The organism is Stenotrophomonas sp. YJH_SMC_120 (assembly GCF_059368675.1).
Genome location: NZ_JCAFRY010000003.1, coordinates 245,663 through 262,215 on the forward strand (window position 1 = coordinate 245,663; position 16,553 = coordinate 262,215).

General features: G+C 65.7%; 15 protein-coding genes and 1 pseudogene. 10 read left to right on the top strand and 6 right to left on the bottom strand.

The annotated features are described in order from the left end of the window. Positions 1-6 precede the first annotated feature (6 nt). From AC5P60_RS07130 to AC5P60_RS07140, 3 genes are read right to left on the bottom strand one after another with little or no spacing between them, the layout of a single operon-like run. Positions 7-606 carry a DUF6436 domain-containing protein gene (locus tag AC5P60_RS07130; protein WP_032127099.1) on the bottom strand — a complete coding sequence of 200 codons (600 nt, stop codon included), beginning with the start codon at positions 604-606 and terminating at the stop codon, positions 7-9. Further along, on the bottom strand, positions 606-884 hold the full coding sequence (locus AC5P60_RS07135) for a hypothetical protein (RefSeq protein ID WP_005414763.1): 279 nt from the start codon (positions 882-884) through the stop codon (positions 606-608). The genes AC5P60_RS07130 and AC5P60_RS07135 overlap by 1 nt, the downstream gene beginning before the upstream one ends. Before the next feature lie 55 nt (positions 885-939). Next, positions 940-2,355, bottom strand: coding sequence for an aminotransferase-like domain-containing protein (locus AC5P60_RS07140; protein ID WP_049404417.1), 1,416 nt, complete (start codon positions 2,353-2,355; stop codon positions 940-942). A 183-nt stretch (positions 2,356-2,538) separates the two neighbouring features. Between AC5P60_RS07140 and cyoA the strand changes: the two genes are divergently transcribed. The 5 genes from cyoA to AC5P60_RS07165 are packed head-to-tail and all read left to right on the top strand — an operon-like array spanning position 2,539 to position 7,084. Beyond that, positions 2,539-3,444, top strand: a complete 906-nt coding sequence (cyoA, locus tag AC5P60_RS07145; protein WP_005411476.1) for a ubiquinol oxidase subunit II — start codon at positions 2,539-2,541, stop codon at positions 3,442-3,444. Positions 3,445-3,449: 5 nt separating this feature from the next. Next, positions 3,450-5,426: a cytochrome o ubiquinol oxidase subunit I gene (gene cyoB, locus AC5P60_RS07150; RefSeq protein ID WP_483693363.1), complete on the top strand. Its 1,977-nt coding sequence runs from the start codon at positions 3,450-3,452 to the stop codon at positions 5,424-5,426. Next, positions 5,423-6,058: a cytochrome o ubiquinol oxidase subunit III gene (gene cyoC / locus AC5P60_RS07155; RefSeq protein WP_005414759.1), complete on the top strand. Its 636-nt coding sequence runs from the start codon at positions 5,423-5,425 to the stop codon at positions 6,056-6,058. Before cyoB ends, cyoC begins: the two co-directional genes overlap by 4 nt. Before the next feature lies 1 nt (position 6,059). Next, the gene (gene cyoD, locus AC5P60_RS07160; protein ID WP_005411473.1) at positions 6,060-6,392 is read left to right on the top strand and encodes a cytochrome o ubiquinol oxidase subunit IV; all 333 of its coding nucleotides are present in this window, start codon (positions 6,060-6,062) and stop codon (positions 6,390-6,392) included. 11 nt (positions 6,393-6,403) lie between these two features. Beyond that, positions 6,404-7,084: an SCO family protein gene (locus AC5P60_RS07165; protein WP_164208110.1), complete on the top strand. Its 681-nt coding sequence runs from the start codon at positions 6,404-6,406 to the stop codon at positions 7,082-7,084. A gap of 103 nt (positions 7,085-7,187) precedes the next feature. Here the strand turns inward: AC5P60_RS07165 and AC5P60_RS07170 are convergent, their stop codons facing one another. Beyond that, complete coding sequence (locus tag AC5P60_RS07170; protein WP_005414757.1) at positions 7,188-7,766, bottom strand: hypothetical protein; 579 nt, start codon at positions 7,764-7,766, stop codon at positions 7,188-7,190. Next, complete coding sequence (locus AC5P60_RS07175; RefSeq protein WP_483693362.1) at positions 7,766-9,532, bottom strand: S8 family serine peptidase; 1,767 nt, start codon at positions 9,530-9,532, stop codon at positions 7,766-7,768. The genes AC5P60_RS07170 and AC5P60_RS07175 overlap by 1 nt, the downstream gene beginning before the upstream one ends. A 251-nt stretch (positions 9,533-9,783) precedes the next feature. Between AC5P60_RS07175 and AC5P60_RS07180 the strand changes: the two genes are divergently transcribed. From AC5P60_RS07180 to AC5P60_RS07190, 3 genes are all read left to right on the top strand, one after another. Next, entirely contained in the window at positions 9,784-10,194 is a 411-nt protein-coding gene (locus AC5P60_RS07180; protein ID WP_242015502.1) for a hypothetical protein, read from the top strand. A 108-nt stretch (positions 10,195-10,302) separates the two neighbouring features. Continuing rightward, complete coding sequence (locus AC5P60_RS07185) at positions 10,303-10,743, top strand: DUF2231 domain-containing protein (protein ID WP_041863928.1); 441 nt, start codon at positions 10,303-10,305, stop codon at positions 10,741-10,743. After that, the gene (locus AC5P60_RS07190) at positions 10,736-12,046 is read left to right on the top strand and encodes a PQQ-dependent sugar dehydrogenase (RefSeq protein ID WP_483693361.1); all 1,311 of its coding nucleotides are present in this window, start codon (positions 10,736-10,738) and stop codon (positions 12,044-12,046) included. Before AC5P60_RS07185 ends, AC5P60_RS07190 begins: the two co-directional genes overlap by 8 nt. A 147-nt stretch (positions 12,047-12,193) precedes the next feature. Here AC5P60_RS07190 and AC5P60_RS07195 read toward each other — a convergent pair whose 3' ends face one another. Next, the gene (locus AC5P60_RS07195; RefSeq protein ID WP_033833724.1) at positions 12,194-12,844 is read right to left on the bottom strand and encodes an exopolysaccharide biosynthesis protein; all 651 of its coding nucleotides are present in this window, start codon (positions 12,842-12,844) and stop codon (positions 12,194-12,196) included. 149 nt (positions 12,845-12,993) lie between these two features. On the opposite strand from AC5P60_RS07195, the gene yidA reads away from it, so the two are divergent. Together yidA and AC5P60_RS07205 are read left to right on the top strand one after the other, a co-directional pair. Continuing rightward, entirely contained in the window at positions 12,994-13,827 is an 834-nt protein-coding gene (yidA, locus tag AC5P60_RS07200; RefSeq protein WP_483693360.1) for a sugar-phosphatase, read from the top strand. Positions 13,828-14,199: 372 nt separating this feature from the next. Further along, positions 14,200-16,517, top strand: a pseudogene (locus AC5P60_RS07205) (TonB-dependent receptor). Positions 16,518-16,553: the final 36 nt, after the last annotated feature.

Sequence of the window (16,553 nt, forward strand, 5' to 3'; positions counted from 1 at the left end):
GCGTCCTCAGCGCTTGGCCTGCCAGGGGCAGTAGCAGCCCACGGCAAGCAGTCCTTTCGGGCGCACGGTTTCGCCGCGCACCAGTCTGTCCAGCAGCGGTTCGACAAAGCTGTTGGCCGAGTTGCAGACCATGCCGATGCTGTACGGCCCCGCATAGGCGAGGTGGCCCTGGCGATCCCAGATGGCTACGGCGGGGCTGGCCGGGATGTGTTCGATGCCATCAATGGTCGGCAGGTTGATCACCTTGTTGCGCAGCGGCTCGGGCAGCTCGCCCTGCGTGCCCGGGCGGCGGATCGCATAGAAGTCGATGCCGGCGCGGCGGTACATGCTGATCAGGTAGCTCAGGTGCGCACCGGTCTCGCGGTTGCAGACCGCACATGCCGGGTCCCAGAAATGCACCACGCGGATGCGGCCGGTATCACCGGCCAGATCGGCTGGCAGGCGCAGTTGCGAGTCGTCGAAGACGATGGCCTGTTCGGTGAACGTGGATTGCGCGCTGTAGCCGAAGTACTGCCACAGTGCAGCCGCCACGCCAGCCATGAACAGGCAGGCGAGGGCGATCATCGTCGGCAGCAGCCAGCGGCGACGCGGCGCGGCTGCGCCCATCAGGAGTCTTCCCGGCCGAACTTGTGCACGTACTGCTTGCGCATCTCGCGGCAGGAATCGGCCTGCGCGCGGCGCTGGATCTCGCTACGCGACGGATCCTCGCTGCGCTGCACGCACTGCTCGATGGCGTGGCGTTCGGCGGCCTGCACGTCCACGGTCTGCGGCTGCAGGCAGACCCAGGCCAGCGCGGCCAGCATCAACACCACAAAGCCACCGCAGCCGGCCATCACCAGGTGGAACTTCAGTTTCTCGGCGCGCATCGATGCACGTCCCTTCATCCATACATTGCATACAAAATATCATCTTGTATGGATGAAGCGCCATGCACCCGGTTCAGACGATGGCGTTGTGCCGGGCCTCGGGGGCTTCGGACAGGATCTCGTTCAGCTTGGCCAGCGCCCCGGCCAGCGCGCCCTGGTCGACCGCGCCGCCCAGCGACAGGCGGATCGCGTTGCCCGGCGGCGGCTCTTCCACGCTGAAGGCATCCGAGCTGGCGATGCCCAGGCCCTGTTCCTGTGCGGCCTGGATCAACCGGTACTGGTCCAGCCGTGGCGGCAGCGGCAGCCACACATGCAGGCCGGCCGGATGCGCCTGGGCGCGGGGCGGCAGGAACTGCGCGGCAATCGCCTGGCGCTCGCGCAGTTCCTGCTGGAAGCGCTGCACCATGTCCCGGGCCTGGCCGCTGCGGATCCACTGCGACGCCACCGCCACCATCGACTGGGTCGGCATCAGTGCGATCGCACGCAGGGCGTCCAGCACCGGTTCCATCGGCTCGCCGGCCGGCACCACCAGATAGGCGGTGCGCAGGCCCGGGGCCAGGCACTTGGACAGGGTGGAGATGTAATACACCGGGCAGCCGGCGTCGCGGTGGGCGGCCAGCGGTGGCGCGGCGTCACCGGCCAGCAACCAGTAGGGATCGTCTTCGATCACGGTCAGATCGTGGCGCTCCGCCACCGCCAGCAGGGCCTGCCGGCGCTGCGCCGACATCGTTGCCGTGGTCGGGTTCTGGATGGTCGGCACCAGGTACAGCAGGCGCGGGCGGCGTAGCTGGCAGGCCTCCTCCAGCGCGTCCGGCAGCATGCCCTCGGCGTCCATCGCCACCGGCACCACGCCCCGCTGCAGCACGCGCGCGGCGGCCAGCAGGCCCGGGTAGGTCAGCTGCTCGGCGGCGATCAGCTCGCCCGGCTGGGTGCGGGCCAGGATCAGCGCGCACAGCGCGGTCTGCGCGCCGGGACAGATCACCACCTGGTCGGCACCGACCGTGCCCAGCATTGGCGCCAGCCACTGCACCGCGGCGGCGCGGTCCTCACGGGTGCCGGCGCCGACGTGATAGCTCATCAGTTCGCCCTGGCCCAGCTGCTGGCCCACGTGCTGGAAGCCGGCCTCCATGCCCTGTGCGAACGGCGCGCTGCCCAGCAGCGGCGGGATGTTCATGCTCAGGTCCACCGAGGTGCTGCGGTTGCCGGCCGACAGCGCGATGAAGGTGCCGCCGGCGCCCTGCGCGTCGAGCAGGCCGGCCTGGCGCAGCTCGGCGAAGGCGCGGGTGACCGTGGTCAGGTCCACGCCCACCTGCTGGGCCAGGTCGCGCTGCGGCGGCAGGCGGTCGCCCGGGCGCAGCACGCCGTCATCCACCGCCTCGCGCACCTGCTGGGCAATCTGCAGGTACAGCGGGCCGGCGCCCTCGCGGAAGGGGCGAACCCAGGTGCGATTGGGGTGTTTCAGGCGGCGGCCGGCGGCAGGTGGCGTCATCGATCAGTTTTTTCCATACGTGCAGATGCACAAGTCCATACAATGATGTATCTTGTATGGGCTTGATTGGAGTGGTTCGCCTGCTTGTAGGCGACCTCGTACCCACAGTGTAGCCGCTCCACGCCCGGGCGCTGCGCGCAGGCGAGCCGGTCAAGCACGCTTCTTCAACAGGGTTGACCTCCAATGAATATCTGCTGGAACCGCATCCGCCTGGCGCTGGTCGCCCTGGCCTGCGTCGGCCTGTCGGGCTGTGACTGGGTGCTGCTGGATTCGAAGGGCATGGTCGGGCTCGCCCAGCGCGACCTGATCCTGATCTGCATCGGCCTGATGCTGATCGTGGTGATACCGGCCATCGTGCTGACCTTCGTATTCGCCTGGCGCTTCCGCGCTGGCAACACCAAGGCGAAATACACGCCGGACTGGTCGCACTCCACCAAGGTGGAGATCGTGGTCTGGGGCGTGCCGCTGATCATCATCGCGGTGCTGGCGGTGATCGTGTGGAAGTCGACCCACGAGCTGGACCCGTACAAGCCGCTGGACGTGGCCGGTGAGCCGCTGCACGTGGACGTGATCGCCACCGACTGGAAGTGGGTGTTCGTGTACCCGGACCTGGGCATCGCCACGGTCAACCAGCTCAACTTCCCGGCCAACCGCCCGCTGGCGTTCAACATCACCTCCAACTCGACGATGAATACCTTTTTCATCCCGCAGCTGGGAGGGCAGATCTACGCGATGGCCGGCATGCGCACGCAGCTGCACCTGATCGCCAACGAGCCCGGCCAGTTCCGTGGCATGTCCGGCAACTACAGCGGGCATGGCTTCTCGAACATGAAGTTCATCGCCACTTCCAGCAGCAACGAAGACTTCGATCGCTGGGTGGCCGAGGTGCGCAACGCGCCGGACGCGCTCAGCTTCACGCAGTTCAAGGCGCTGGCCGCGCCGTCGAAGAACGCACCGGTGCAGCACTTCTCCAGTGTTGAACCGCTGCTGTTCAAGAAGGTCATCGACCAGTTCATCGGCGTCGGTGAGAACACCGCTGCTGCTACCCCGGCGGGCGCTGCCGGCGGTGCCCAGGTTTCCCAGGAGTAACGAACATGTTGGGTAAATTGACGTGGGAGGCCGTGCCACTGCACGAGCCGATCGTCGTGGTCACATTGGCGGCCATGGTGCTGGGCGGCCTCGCGCTGCTCGGCGCGGTGACGTACTTCAAGCTGTGGGGTCCGCTCTGGCGTGACTGGTTCACCACCGTGGACCACAAGAAGATCGGCATCATGTACGTGGTGGTGGCGCTGGTCATGCTGGTGCGTGGCTTTGCCGATGCGCTGATGATGCGCGCGCAGCTGGCGGCGGCCGGGCCGGGCAGTGACGGCTTCCTGCCACCGGAGCACTACGACCAGATCTTCACCGCGCACGGCGTGATCATGATCTTCTTCGTGGCCACCCCGTTCGTGGTCGGCCTGATGAACATCATCGTGCCGCTGCAGATCGGTGCGCGCGACATGGCGTTCCCGTTCCTCAACGCCTTCAGCTTCTGGATCTTCGTGGTCGGCGCGGCGTTGATGATGATCTCGCTGGGCGTTGGCGAATTCGCCATGACCGGTTGGGTCGCCTACCCGCCGCTGTCGGGCATCGAGTTCAGTCCAGGCGTGGGTGTCGACTACTACATCTGGGCGTTGCAGGCTTCGGGCATCGGCACATTGCTGACCGGCGTCAACCTGTTCATCACCATCCTGCGCATGCGTGCGCCGGGCATGACCCTGATGAAGATGCCGGTGTTCACCTGGACCGTGCTGGTCACCAGCGTGATCATCATCGCCGCCTTCCCGATCCTGACCGTGGCGCTGGGTGCGCTCACCCTGGACCGCTACCTGGACTTCAACTTCTACACCAACACATTGGGTGGCAACCCGATGATGTACGTGAACCTGGTGTGGGCCTGGGGCCATCCGGAGGTGTACATCCTGGTGCTGCCGGCGTTCGGCATCTTCTCCGAAGTGACCGCCACGTTCGCGCGCAAGAAGCTGTTCGGCTACAAGTCGATGGTCGGTGCCACGCTGGCGATCGGCATCCTGTCGTTCATCGTCTGGCTGCACCACTTCTTCACCATGGGCTCCGGTGCCAGCGTCAATGCCTTCTTCGGCATCATGACGATGATCATCGCCATCCCCACCGGCGTGAAGATCTTCACCTGGCTGTTCACCATGTACGGTGGCCGCGTCGAATTCAGCGTGCCGATGCTGTGGACCATCGCGTTCCTGGTCACCTTCACCATCGGTGGCATGACCGGCGTGCTGCTGGCCATCCCGGGCGCCGACTTCCTGCTGCACAACAGCCTGTTCCTGGTCGCGCACTTCCACAACACCATCATCGGCGGCGCGCTGTTCGGCTACCTGGCCGGCTTCGCCTACTGGTTCCCGAAGGTGTTCGGCTTCACCCTCAACGAGCGCCTGGGCAAGTGGTCGTTCGCCTGCTGGGTGATCGGCTTCTACCTGGCCTTCATGCCGCTGTACATGCTGGGTTTCATGGGCATGACCCGCCGCATGAACCAGTACGACAACCCGGCGTGGACGCCGTACCTGATCGCCGCCTTCATCGGCGCGCTGTTCGTGTTCGCGGGCATCGTCCTGATGCTGGTGCAGATCTACGTGAGCGTGCGCGACCGCAAGCGCAACCTGGACCTGACCGGCGACCCGTGGAACGCACGCACGCTGGAATGGGCCACGCCGTCGCCGCCGCCGTTCTACAACTTCGCCGTGGTGCCCAAGGCCGATGAGCTGGACGCCTTCCACGAAGCGAAGAAGCGCGGCCTGCCGCCGCCGCCGAAGAAGTACGCACCGATCCACATGCCGAAGAACACCGGCGTGCCGCTGATCCTCAATATCTGGATCCTGGTGCTGTGCTTCGCCCTGGTCTGGCACATCTGGTGGATGGCCGCAGCCAGCTTCATCGCGATGATCGTCACCCTGATCGTCCGGTCCTACGACGAGGACGTGGACTACTACGTCAGTTCCGAAGAGGTGGCGCGCACCGAAGCGGCCAACCTTGCCAAGCTGAAGGAGGTACGCGCATGAACCTGTTGACCCGCCCCGAGCTGGCCAGCGACACGCAGGCGCACGAGGACCACCACGAGCACGACCACGGCCACGAACAGGGCGGCATGAAGGTGTTCGGCATGTGGGTCTACCTCATGTCCGACCTGGTGCTGTTCGGTTCGCTGTTCGCCTCGTACGCGGTGCTCAGCACCGCCTACGCCGGCGGCCCCACCGGCAAGGAGCTGTTCTCGCTGCCGTTCGTGATGGCCGAGACCTTCCTGCTGCTGGTCTCCAGCATCACCTACGGCCAGGCCGTGCTGGCGATGCATCGCCACGACACCTCGGCGGTGCTGCGCTGGCTGGGCGTGACCTTCGTGCTCGGTGCCTCGTTCATCGGCATGGAGATCTACGAGTTCTCGCACCTGATCCACGAAGGCGCAGGCCCCAGCACCAGTGCCTACCTGTCGGCGTTCTTCGCGCTGGTCGCCACCCACGGTCTGCACGTGGCCAGCGGCCTGATCTGGATGGCGGTGGTCATGCACCAGGTCTACCGCCGTGGCCTGACCCCGACCAACATCACCCGTGTGTCGTGCCTGAGCCTGTTCTGGCACTTCCTGGACCTGGTGTGGATCTGCGTCTTCACCTTCGTCTATCTGATCGGAGCCTTCTGACATGGCCCACGTCGAAACTTCGCGCGCCGGCAATGCGCACGGCTCCACCAAGTCCTACCTGATCGGCTTCGTGCTGTGCGCGCTGCTGACCGTGGTGCCGTTCGCACTGGTGATGAACCCGGTGCTGTCGCGGCCGCTCACGCTGTTCCTGCTGGTCGGCTTCGCGGTGGCGCAGATCCTGGTGCAGCTGGTCTATTTCCTGCACATGGACCGCAAGTCCGAAGGTGGCTGGAACCTGGCCAGCTTCGTGTTCACCCTGGTGATCCTGTTCATCATCGTCGCGTTGTCGGTCTGGATCATCTGGAGCATGCACTACCACATGATGATCAACTGAGCCTGCGAACCGTGAGAGGCATTGCGTTCCCCCAACGTGGCCTGCGGCTGGCCGCAGGCCTGCTGCTCGGCCTGCTGGCCGGCTGCAGTGCGCAGTCGCGCATGGACTTCTACTCCAAGGACATCGCCTGCGAAGAGCTCGGCCAGCAGTGGTCGATGCCCGACAGCCACGGCACCGTGCGTGGCCCGAAGGACCTGCAGGGGCAGGTGACCTATCTGTTCTTCGGTTTCACCAGTTGCCCGGACGTGTGCCCGACCACCATGGTCGAGCTGAGCCAGGTCAAGCACCTGATGGGCAAGGATGCCGACCAGCTGCAGGTGGTGTTCGTCAGCGTTGACCCGGCCCGCGACACGCCGGAGGTCGCGCGCACCTATGTGGAAGCGTTCGATCCCCAGGCAATCGCGCTGGTCGGCAACGAAGCGCAGCTGGCCGCGATGGCCAGCGACTTCAAGGCGTTCTACGAAAAGGAACCCGGTCAGGTACCGGATACCTACACGATGAGCCACATTGCGGGCGGCTACGTGTTCGACCGCCAGGGACGCCTGCGCCTGTTCGCGCCCTATGGCATGCCGGTGGACAAGCTGTTTTCCGACGTGCAGCGCCTGCTGCTGGAGCCCGCTCATCCCGCCGCCGGCAACGACGCACTGGCCAGCTGCAGTCGCAAGCACAGCGACACACTCGCCGCGCGCTGACGTCACCTCCACCGCGGTGGGTGCCGACCGTTGGTCGGCACACCCCCACACCAATCCCCGGCCGGCCAGGAGAGCCAGCCGGCCGGGGGCACCACTCAACGCCTTACTTGGTCTCTTCCCACTGCACCACGTCCGGCTCGGTGGCGCGGATACCGGCGGTGGACAGCAGCCTGGTGGTCGCATCCAGTGCCGCGTTCACCGACGGATACTCCACGATGGCCTGGCCCGAAGCCTTCGACACCTTCACCACGGTGCCACCGGTGGCCGTAGCCGCGCGCTGGGCCGATGCCGCATCGGTGAAGAACACCTTGACCCGCGAGGTCGCCACCACCGGCGCTCCGTCGCGGGAGACCGCCGCCGCGAACTTGCCGGCACCGGCATCAGCAGGCGCGGCCGCTGCGCCATCCAGCGAACGCTTGGTACGCGAACTGGTGGTCGCCGCCGCCTGCGGGGTGATCGTGAACTGACCGCCGCTGGCCTGCTTCACGGTGGTCGAGGGAGACAGCTGGAAGCGCGTGCCGCCCACATCGAACGAGCGGCCGGTAGCGGACGCCTTCAGTTCCTGCGCATCCACGGTCGACAGGGTCCTGGCTGGAGGGGTCTGCCCCGAGCTCTGTGCCCAGGCAGGGGAGGTCATCGCCGCGAAGGCGAGCGTGCTCAACAGAATGGTGGTCTTCATCATCAGTGCCCCAGAACGCGGATCTTGAAGAATTCGAGGTTGCCGCGCGAAGCTGCGGTCGCGGCCTGCCCCATGTCGGTCACTTCCAGCGTCCAGGTGCCGCTGGCATTTTCATCCAGGAAGGCATTGCTGGACAGCAGGTCCCAGCTGGTGAAGTTGCTCTGCGCGCCACCCGTGCCCGAACCGATCGCGGTGAACGCCGGTTGCACCACGCTGCGGGTGCCGCTGGGCGACACCAGCACGAACTGCAGCTGGCGCGTGTTGCGGTGGTTGACCCGGAAGCCCAGCTGCACGCTTTCGATGTTGCGCGCGCCGTTGGCCAACTGGAAGGTCAGGCGTGCGGCGGCAGCCGAGGTGTTGCCGATGGCCACGGTACGCGTGGTGTTGCGCCAGCCGCTGTCGACCAGCGCACCGAGCGACTGGAAGTTCTCGGCCACCTGCACTGCACGTGCAGCGTTGACTACGCCGAAGCCATACCAGTTGCTGTAGGCACGGCCGGCAGCATTCACCGTCCAGCCCGGCACCAGCGTGCGCCCGTCGGCCAGTGTCACCGCCGGCTGGTTCGGGTGGTTGCGGGTGGCGGTGGTGGCCAGGATGTACTTCACATCGCGATAGGACAGGTTCGGATTGGCTTCCAGCACCAGTGCGGCCACGCCCGACACCATCGGTGCCGACGCGGACGTGCCGTTCATCTTGGCGGTGTAGTTGCAGGTGCTGTCGATGGCCGACAGGTTGCTGTCCAGCGTGTTCTGGCGGTTGGTGTTCTTGTTGCTGCCCTGCGCGCACCCGGTCACGTCGGTGGTGACGATGGCCGGGTCGTAGGCGCGCGCCACCAGGCCGGGCGCAAACTGTGCCTGCAGGCCGTACTCACCACCAAAGGCCGACACCCACAAGGCCGAGCCGGTGGAGGAGTAAGACGAGCGCACGCCATCGGCGCGCACCGCGCCTACCGTGATCACGTTGAACAGGTTGTTGCGCGGATCACGGCCGGCCGGCACGCAGCCGGTGTTGCGGTTCTTGGTGTCGGTGGTGCAGACATCCTGGGTCTGGCTGATGGAGGCATTGTTGAAGTTGTTGCCGGCCGACTTCACGTAGATGCCGCCGCGGCCACCGCGCGTGCCCGACAGTGCCTGCTCGTACGAACGAATCGTGTTTTCGCTGTACGCCAGCGGCAGGTTCGGATTGCCCGGGCCGGCGCCCCAGCTGTTGTTGAACACCTGCACGTCGGCCGATTCCGCGCCGTCCCACCAGGCGTACTCGATGTTGCTCTGCTGGTTGCCCAGGGCCGAGCGCGAAATCGGGTTGAAGCCCTTCAACGTCGCCGCCGGGGCCACACCGCGCACGCCCAGGTTGTTGGCGCCCACCGCGCCAGCGATGCCGCCGACCATGGTGCCGTGGTTGTCGACATCCGGGTTGGTCGGGGTGGGGTTGTTCGAGCCATTGGTGAAGTTCTTGCCGGCCACCGCGGCCACGTTGGCCGCCAGGTCCGGATGCGCGATCTGCAGGCCGTCATCGACGATGGCGATGGTGACGCCCTGGCCGCGGATGCCGTTGCGGAACAGGCCATCCACGTTCAGATCGTTGCCGGCCACCGGCAGCGTGTCAGCCGGGACCGTCTGCCCGGTGTTGAGCAGGTGCCACTGGATTGCCGCCAGTGGATCGGCCTGTTGGGCCTGGGCGGTGACGGCCAGGCTGCCCAGTACCAAAGCAGTGGCGAGGGCCAGGCGCGCGGAGCGCGGTGGCGCGGTGCGTTGCGTGTGTCGCTTCATACACGAATCCTTCTGTTGTGAATCGGCATGGCAGGACGGCGGGGCGGAACTGCCCCATCGCAACGAGCCAAACGCGACACAACGAACAACCCCCTACCTCTTCACACCCGCAATGTGCGAATGTGCCAATTGCGTCACAAACACTTAGTACGTCAAGTTATGACGGGGCACTCGAATGCCTTCACGCCATCATCGCGTGCTTGCTTCGAGGTACGGGGAACGTGGGTAATCGCATGCAGGTGAAGTCACACATGAAGAAGGCACGCCAGCGTGCCCGTGCACGCGCGGACCAGACTCCGCTCTCGGTTGCCGTCATCCGCAAGGTGGTGCTGTCCGTGCATACGCGCAGCCACGACTATGGCGACGATGCCGATATCAGCGAGTTGCTGCCCGAGCTGGCAGCCTTCGGCATCACCACGGTGAAACCGCTGCGCCTGTTGATGAAGAAGCATCGTCGCGCGCTGCTGCAGGAGGAACGGATCGTCATGCGACGCGCAGAGACGCTGCATCTGCGCACCGAGTGGCGGCCTGGTGGCATAGACGTGCACGCCAACACCAGCCGCTACGCCATCGGCGGCCTGGTCCGCACCAGCATGGAACACGAATTCGGCTTCGAGACGATGCTGCCCTTCCACGAGGTGCGCGAGGACGAATCCACTTAGCGCGGTGCCTGCGCGGAGGGTGTGGCAGCCCCGCCGGGGCATCATCGCGCGTCCTCACATCGCGCTGTGCTACTACAGCCCGTGCACCCTTCCGCACGGAGCACGATGATGGTCAATCCGCTCGCCCAGGCCCATCGCGGCCTCGGCACCACGCTGTTCAGCCTGTTGAACCCGATACCTTTCGGCTTCTTCGTCGGCGCACTGATCTTCGACGCGATCTATCTCAACAGCGCCGAGGTGATGTGGGGCAAGGCCGCTGCCTGGCTGATCACCTTCGGCCTGCTGATCGCCATCGTGCCGCGCCTGATCAACCTCTTCGCGGTCTGGCGCCGCAACGGTACCGCCACCCGCATCGACCGCATCGACTTCTTCCTCAACCTGGTCGCGGTGGTGCTGGCCATCTGGAACGCCTTCGTGCACAGCCGCGACGCGTACGCCGTTGCGGTGCCGGGCACGATCCTGTCGGCGTTGACCGTGGCCCTGATCGCCCTGGGCCTGATACTGCTGTCACTGCAGCCGCCGGTGCTGCAGGGAGGTCGTCATGGCTAAGCACATCCTGCCCACCGTGGGCGCCCTGGCGCTGGCCGTGATGCTGTCGGCCTGCGCCGGCAAGGCTGAATACCATCCCGCCGATCAGTCGGGCCCGCAGCCGCCGCTGCCCAAGCCGGCCAACTTCCTGATGCCGCCGATGCAGGTGCCCAAGGGCGTCGGCTGGGCTGATGGACAGACCCCCACGGTGGCCGAGGGCCTGAAGATCGAGCGCATCGCCGCCAACCTGCAGCATCCGCGGCGCCTGCTGACCCTGCCCAATGGCGATGTACTGGTGGTGGAAGGTAACGGCCCCGGTGAAGAACCGGTCACCACGCCCAAGCAGTGGATTGCCGGCAAGGTCAAAGCGCGCTCGGGCAAGGCCGGCAAGGGCGGGAACCGGGTCACCCTGCTGCGCCGCACGCCGGGAACGAACACGTGGACCCAGCATGTCTACATCGAGGGCCTTCATTCGCCGTTCGGCATCCAGCTGATCGGCGACACGCTGTACGTGGCCAACACCGGCAACATCATGCAGTACCACTACGTGCCCGGCGAAACCCGCATGTCGGACAAGGGCCGCGAGTTCACCGACCTGCCCAGCACCATCAACCACCACTGGACCAAGGAACTGCTGGCCAGCCGTGATGGCCGCAAGCTGTATGTGGGCGTGGGCTCCAACAGCAACATCACCGAGAACGGCCTGGCCGTCGAATACCGCCGTGCGGTGGTGCTGGAAGTGGACGTGGCCACCCGCGGCAGCCGCATCTACGCCTCGGGCATCCGCAACCCGACCGGGCTGGACTGGGAGCCGAGTACCGGCACGCTGTGGGCCGTGGCGAACGAACGCGATGAAATCGGTGCCGACCTGGTGCCTGATTACCTCACCTCGGTGAAGGAGGATGGCTTCTACGGTTGGCCCTACAGCTACTACGGCCAGCACGTGGACGAGCGCGTGCAGCCGCAGCGGCCGGACCTGGTGGCCAAAGCAATCACGCCCGACTACGCCATCGGCTCGCACGTGGCACCGCTGGGCCTGCTGTTCTACACCGGCCAGGCATTGCCGGCGCAGTACCACGGCGGCGCCTTCATCGGCGAGCACGGCAGCTGGGACCGTTCGCCGCTGAGTGGCTACGAAGTGGTCTACGTAGCGTTCAAGGACGGCAAGCCGACCGGGCGGCCGCAGACCGTGGTCAGTGGCTTCGCCTCGAAGGACGAGAAGACCCTGATGGGCGCACCGGTGGGCATGGCGATGGATGCCGAAGGCGCGCTGCTGGTGGCTGATGACGTGGGCGACGTGGTGTGGCGGGTGTCGGCCAAGTAGCTGTGTAGCGTCGAGCCATGGCCGAAGAACATCCGGTAGAGTCGACTGTCAGTCGACTCGAGCGCGCAGCGCGTGCTTCCCCGGTAAGCAGCGAAGGGCAGTCGACACTACCCTGTCGACTCCGCCCTGCCGGTTCTGCCACCGGGTTCAGCGTGCCCGGAACCCGCTGAACACCGACTCGGCGGCAAACCCCACGCCACCCAGCAACACGCCGAAATACACCACCGTGGCCACCAAGAAGCCATAACCGGCCACTACCGCCGCACCATCGCGCTGGATGAAGCCAATCGCAAAGGACATCAGCGCCAATGCCGGCAGCGTGTTGCTGAAGGGAATCGGTCCGGCCGGCGCCATCAGCAGCAGGGTCGCGAACACCAGCATCAGGTTGTTCAGGCGCATCATCTTCTTCGAGCGCACCATCACCGCCAGCCGCATCGGCCGCGACAGCCGCTCCATGCGGTGCACCCACTTCAGCGCACGGCCGAGGTTGGCCTTCAGCTTGTCGGTGGCGATCTCGCGGCGCGCCAGCTTCTGCGGCACCCACAGCGGGCGGTTGCGCACCCGGCTCAGGCCGATCAGCAGGATCGAGGCACCAAACACTGTACTCAGCCCGGGAATCGACACCGGAATGATGAAGATGGCCGAGAGCAGGATCACGATCAGCAACAGGCCTTCATCGCCCAGCGCACTGAGCAGGGTGCCGACACGCACCTGGTCGCCGGGCAGCTCGTCGATCATCTGCTCGATCTGCTGGGCCAGGGGGGCGCTGTCGTCGGTTTCGGGGGCACGGTAGGTCATGCGTCGCAAGCTTCTCCAGGGAAGGGCGGTCAATGGGCCGTCCTGCGGTGGGGAACGCACAGGCTCCTGCAGTATCCCGGCCAACGTGGGCAGAGAGGTGAACCGGGCATGAGGGGGTAAACTGGCGTGCCCCGCATGAGTTGAACGCAATGGACATGGGCCGCAGGCAATCGACCATCGAACTGGTCGCCATCGACATGGATGGCACCCTGCTGGACCCGTCGCACCAGCTCACCCCACGCGCCAGGAAGGCCGTCGCGCAGGCGCGCGCGCTGGGTGTGCACATCGTGCTGACCAGTGGCCGCCCGGTTCCGGGCCTGGCGCCGTACCTGCACGAGCTCGGCATCACCGGCAACGACGACTACTGCATCGCCTGCAACGGCGGCCTGGTGCAGCGCATCGGCATGCGCGAAACCGTGGTCGAGTATCCGCTCAGCTTCGACGATTTCCTGTTCTGCGAGCAGGTGGCCCGCCAAGTGGGCGTGCACTTCCAGGCGCTGGACAGCCAGCGCATGTACACGCCCAACCAGGACATCAGCTACTACACCGTGGCCGATTCGCATCTCTCGCGGATGCCGCTGTCGTATCGCCGCGTGGAAGACATGGACCCGTCGATGTCCTTCATCAAGCTGATGATGATCGACGAACCCGACGTGCTGGATGCCGCCATCGCGCGCCTGCCCAGCGAACTGATCGAGCGCTTCGCGGTATTGAAGAGCGCGCCGTACTTCCTGGAAGTGTTCGACCACCGCGCAGGCAAGGGCCCGAGCCTGCAGAAGCTTGCCGAGCATCTGGGCATCGACCGCGCCAACGTGATGGCCATCGGCGACCAGGAAAACGATCTGACCATGCTGCAGTACGCTGGCACCAGCGTCGCGATGGGCAATGCCATTGATGCAGTGAAGGCGGTGGCGCGGTTTGAGACCAGCAGCAATGCTGATGACGGCGTGGCGCACGCGATCGAGCGTTTCGTCCTGCAGTAGCCGCGCGTCCCTCTGCTCTGGTAGCTGCCAACCTCAGCTGCCCCGGTAGGTGCCAACCTTGGTTGGCACACACAAACGGCAAGCGCCGACCCAGGGGCTATACCCACGTATAGCCCACCCATCCCTTCCGCCATCGGCGCTGTACCACCGCGCAATGGCGAATGCGGCAGTGCGATGCAAGAATTCAGCACGTCGAAATCACCCCACCGAATCCCACGGCAGATGATCGTCTTCCTCTGCCACTGACCGGCACGCACCGCGCCGTCGCTCCCTCAACGCAATCGCACCGCCAGCCAGGGCGCCGACACCGGTGCTGCAACGCGCTGGGCGTGCGCCTGCGCCGCTCTCTCCCTGCACCCTGGATCTACTGCCATGAACACCCCACCCACGACGCGCCTCGCCCTGGCCATCATCGCTGCCATCACCGCACCTGCGTACGCTGCAGAAACGCACGATGCCGCGCACGACACGCCCACCACGCTCAACGCCCTGCAGGTGATCGCCACACCGCGCGGCGCTGCCGTGGCACCGACCCAGGTGGTCGGCCCCAACCGTTACATCATCAAGGCCGAAGACCTTGATGCGATGGTCACCGGCAACAACGGCCTGGCCATGCTCAAGCAGGTGCCCGGTGCCAGCTACACCGCCACCGACGGGCTGGGCCTGGATATCTCGGCCACCAGCCTGTTCGTGCGCGGCTTCCGCATAATGAAATGGGCATCACCTTCGAAGGCGTGCCGCTGAACGACAACGGCTTCCTCTCGCTCACCGGCACCAGCGTGGTGAACGTGGGCGTGCCCGATGGCATCGGCGCGATCACGGTCAGCCCCGGTGGCGCACCGGTCAGCGTGTTCTCCAGCAGCGTCAACGGCGGCAGCCTGGAATACCGCCTGCGCGAGCTGCAGGACACGCCCAGCCTGCGCGTGAAGCAGGGCGTGGGCAGCAACAACACGCTGGTCACCACCGTATCCGGGCAGAGCGGCCAGCTCGGCGAGCATGGCCCGAAAGTGCTGGTCGACCTGCAGCGCGTGTCCGCCGACAAGTACCAGGGTGGCGGCACCCAACACTTTCTGCGCGGCGATCTGAAGTTGCAGCAGGATGTGGCCTGGGGCGATTTCACTGTGTTTCTCTCTGACAGCAAGGCCAAGGTCTGGGGCTACAACAACATCTCCTTCGACATGATCCGCAAGCTGGGCTGGAAGGCCGACATCTTCTATCCAGACTATGCGTGGGCCTGGTACGTGGCCTCGCCTGAGAATGCGGACAAGGCCTGCGGCGCCTACACCTGCGGTGAGTTGTCCGAACTGATTCCCTACGACACCGGCCAGACCACCCGCGACCGCGTGTCCTCGATCAACCATCGTTTCCAGATCAGTCCGGCGCTGAACGGCAACGTGCAGCTGTACAACGCCAACAGCCATACGCAGGCCACGCTGACCGACCCGACCGTACCGTCGCCCAGCGGCGCGCCATTCTCCGAACAGGTGCAGACGCCGCGCCTCAACCGGCTGGGCGGCATGCTCAACCTGCAGTTCGAGGCGGGCGCACACACCTTCACCGCCGGCTTCTGGCAGGAGAAAAGCAAGGCCGCAGCCAAGACCGAGTGGTACCAGCAGCCGCTGCTGGGCGAGGGCCCGCCGCTGAAGGCCACCGGTCCGTTCGATGTGTATGGTCCGGCGTTCAAGACCGACAACGCGTCGAGCTGGGTGACCCGCTCGCGCCAGTTCTACCTGCAGGACGACATCGTGCTGAACGACACGCTGAAGCTGGGCGTTGGTTTCAAGGCTGTGGACTTCCGCACCAGCGGCGGTGGCCTCGGTGATGCCAAGGACCGGCCGGTGAACGGCACGCTGCGCGCGAAAAGCAACTTCCTGCCGCATGTCTCGCTGTTCTGGAGCCCGACTGAATCCACCGATGCCTTCATCGACCTGGCCAACACCATGAACGGCTATCGCGTTGCCCAGCGCGGCAACATCGGCTACACCGCCTCGGCATGGACCATCACCGACCAGGAAGAGTTCGACCGCGTGGCGGGCACGCTGCGCCCGGAGAAGAACTGGAACCTCACCGTGGGCGCGTCGCATCGCTTCGATCGGCTGACGATCACCGGCGATGTGTTCTACAACGACATCCGCAACCGACTGCTGTCGGCTGCCATCGGCACCCAGTTCGCACAGATCAATACCGTGCGGTTGATGCCGAAGATGCACGTGATCGGTGCCGACCTCGGCATCACCGCCGACCTGAGCGACCACCTGCAGTTCTACCAGGGCGTGGCCGTGGCCCGTTCGTACTACGACAGCGATTTCGTGGTGGGCGACACGGTCTACCCGATCAAGGGCAACGCCCAGCCGGGCTACCCGCAGATCTCGCTGGTCAGCGACCTGTCCGCGCACTTTGGTGACTGGCGCTTTGGTGCCACCAGCACCTCGTACCTGCGCCAGCCCTTCACCTACGAGAACGACATCCGCGTGCCGACCTTCTGGCAGGTCAACACCTATGCCGCCTACCGCTTCGGTGCGGACAGCGCCGTGCCCGGCCTGGAGCTGCGGCTGGACGTGAGCAACCTGCTCAACCGCCACAACATCGGCACCGCCACCATCGCCGGCTCGTCGTTCTCGGGGGATTACCAGACCCTGCAGCGCAGCGCGCCACGGCAACTGATGTTCAGTACCTTGATGACGTTCTGAGGCAACGAAGGCCGGGGTCAGAGCCCTTTGCTGCGC

Bases quoted from the DNA above. Each gene is read 5' to 3' on its own strand.
- AC5P60_RS07130 (WP_032127099.1), bottom strand. From the start codon at position 606: ATGGGCGCAGCCGCGCCGCGTCGCCGCTGGCTGCTGCCGACGATGATC.
- AC5P60_RS07135 (WP_005414763.1), bottom strand. From the start codon at position 884: ATGAAGGGACGTGCATCGATGCGCGCCGAGAAACTGAAGTTCCACCTG.
- AC5P60_RS07140 (WP_049404417.1), bottom strand. From the start codon at position 2,355: ATGACGCCACCTGCCGCCGGCCGCCGCCTGAAACACCCCAATCGCACC.
- cyoA (WP_005411476.1), top strand. From the start codon at position 2,539: ATGAATATCTGCTGGAACCGCATCCGCCTGGCGCTGGTCGCCCTGGCC.
- cyoB (WP_483693363.1), top strand. From the start codon at position 3,450: ATGTTGGGTAAATTGACGTGGGAGGCCGTGCCACTGCACGAGCCGATC.
- cyoC (WP_005414759.1), top strand. From the start codon at position 5,423: ATGAACCTGTTGACCCGCCCCGAGCTGGCCAGCGACACGCAGGCGCAC.
- cyoD (WP_005411473.1), top strand. From the start codon at position 6,060: ATGGCCCACGTCGAAACTTCGCGCGCCGGCAATGCGCACGGCTCCACC.
- AC5P60_RS07170 (WP_005414757.1), bottom strand. From the start codon at position 7,766: ATGATGAAGACCACCATTCTGTTGAGCACGCTCGCCTTCGCGGCGATG.
- AC5P60_RS07175 (WP_483693362.1), bottom strand. From the start codon at position 9,532: ATGAAGCGACACACGCAACGCACCGCGCCACCGCGCTCCGCGCGCCTG.
- AC5P60_RS07180 (WP_242015502.1), top strand. From the start codon at position 9,784: ATGAAGAAGGCACGCCAGCGTGCCCGTGCACGCGCGGACCAGACTCCG.
- AC5P60_RS07185 (WP_041863928.1), top strand. From the start codon at position 10,303: ATGGTCAATCCGCTCGCCCAGGCCCATCGCGGCCTCGGCACCACGCTG.
- AC5P60_RS07190 (WP_483693361.1), top strand. From the start codon at position 10,736: ATGGCTAAGCACATCCTGCCCACCGTGGGCGCCCTGGCGCTGGCCGTG.
- AC5P60_RS07195 (WP_033833724.1), bottom strand. From the start codon at position 12,844: ATGACCTACCGTGCCCCCGAAACCGACGACAGCGCCCCCCTGGCCCAG.
- yidA (WP_483693360.1), top strand. From the start codon at position 12,994: ATGGACATGGGCCGCAGGCAATCGACCATCGAACTGGTCGCCATCGAC.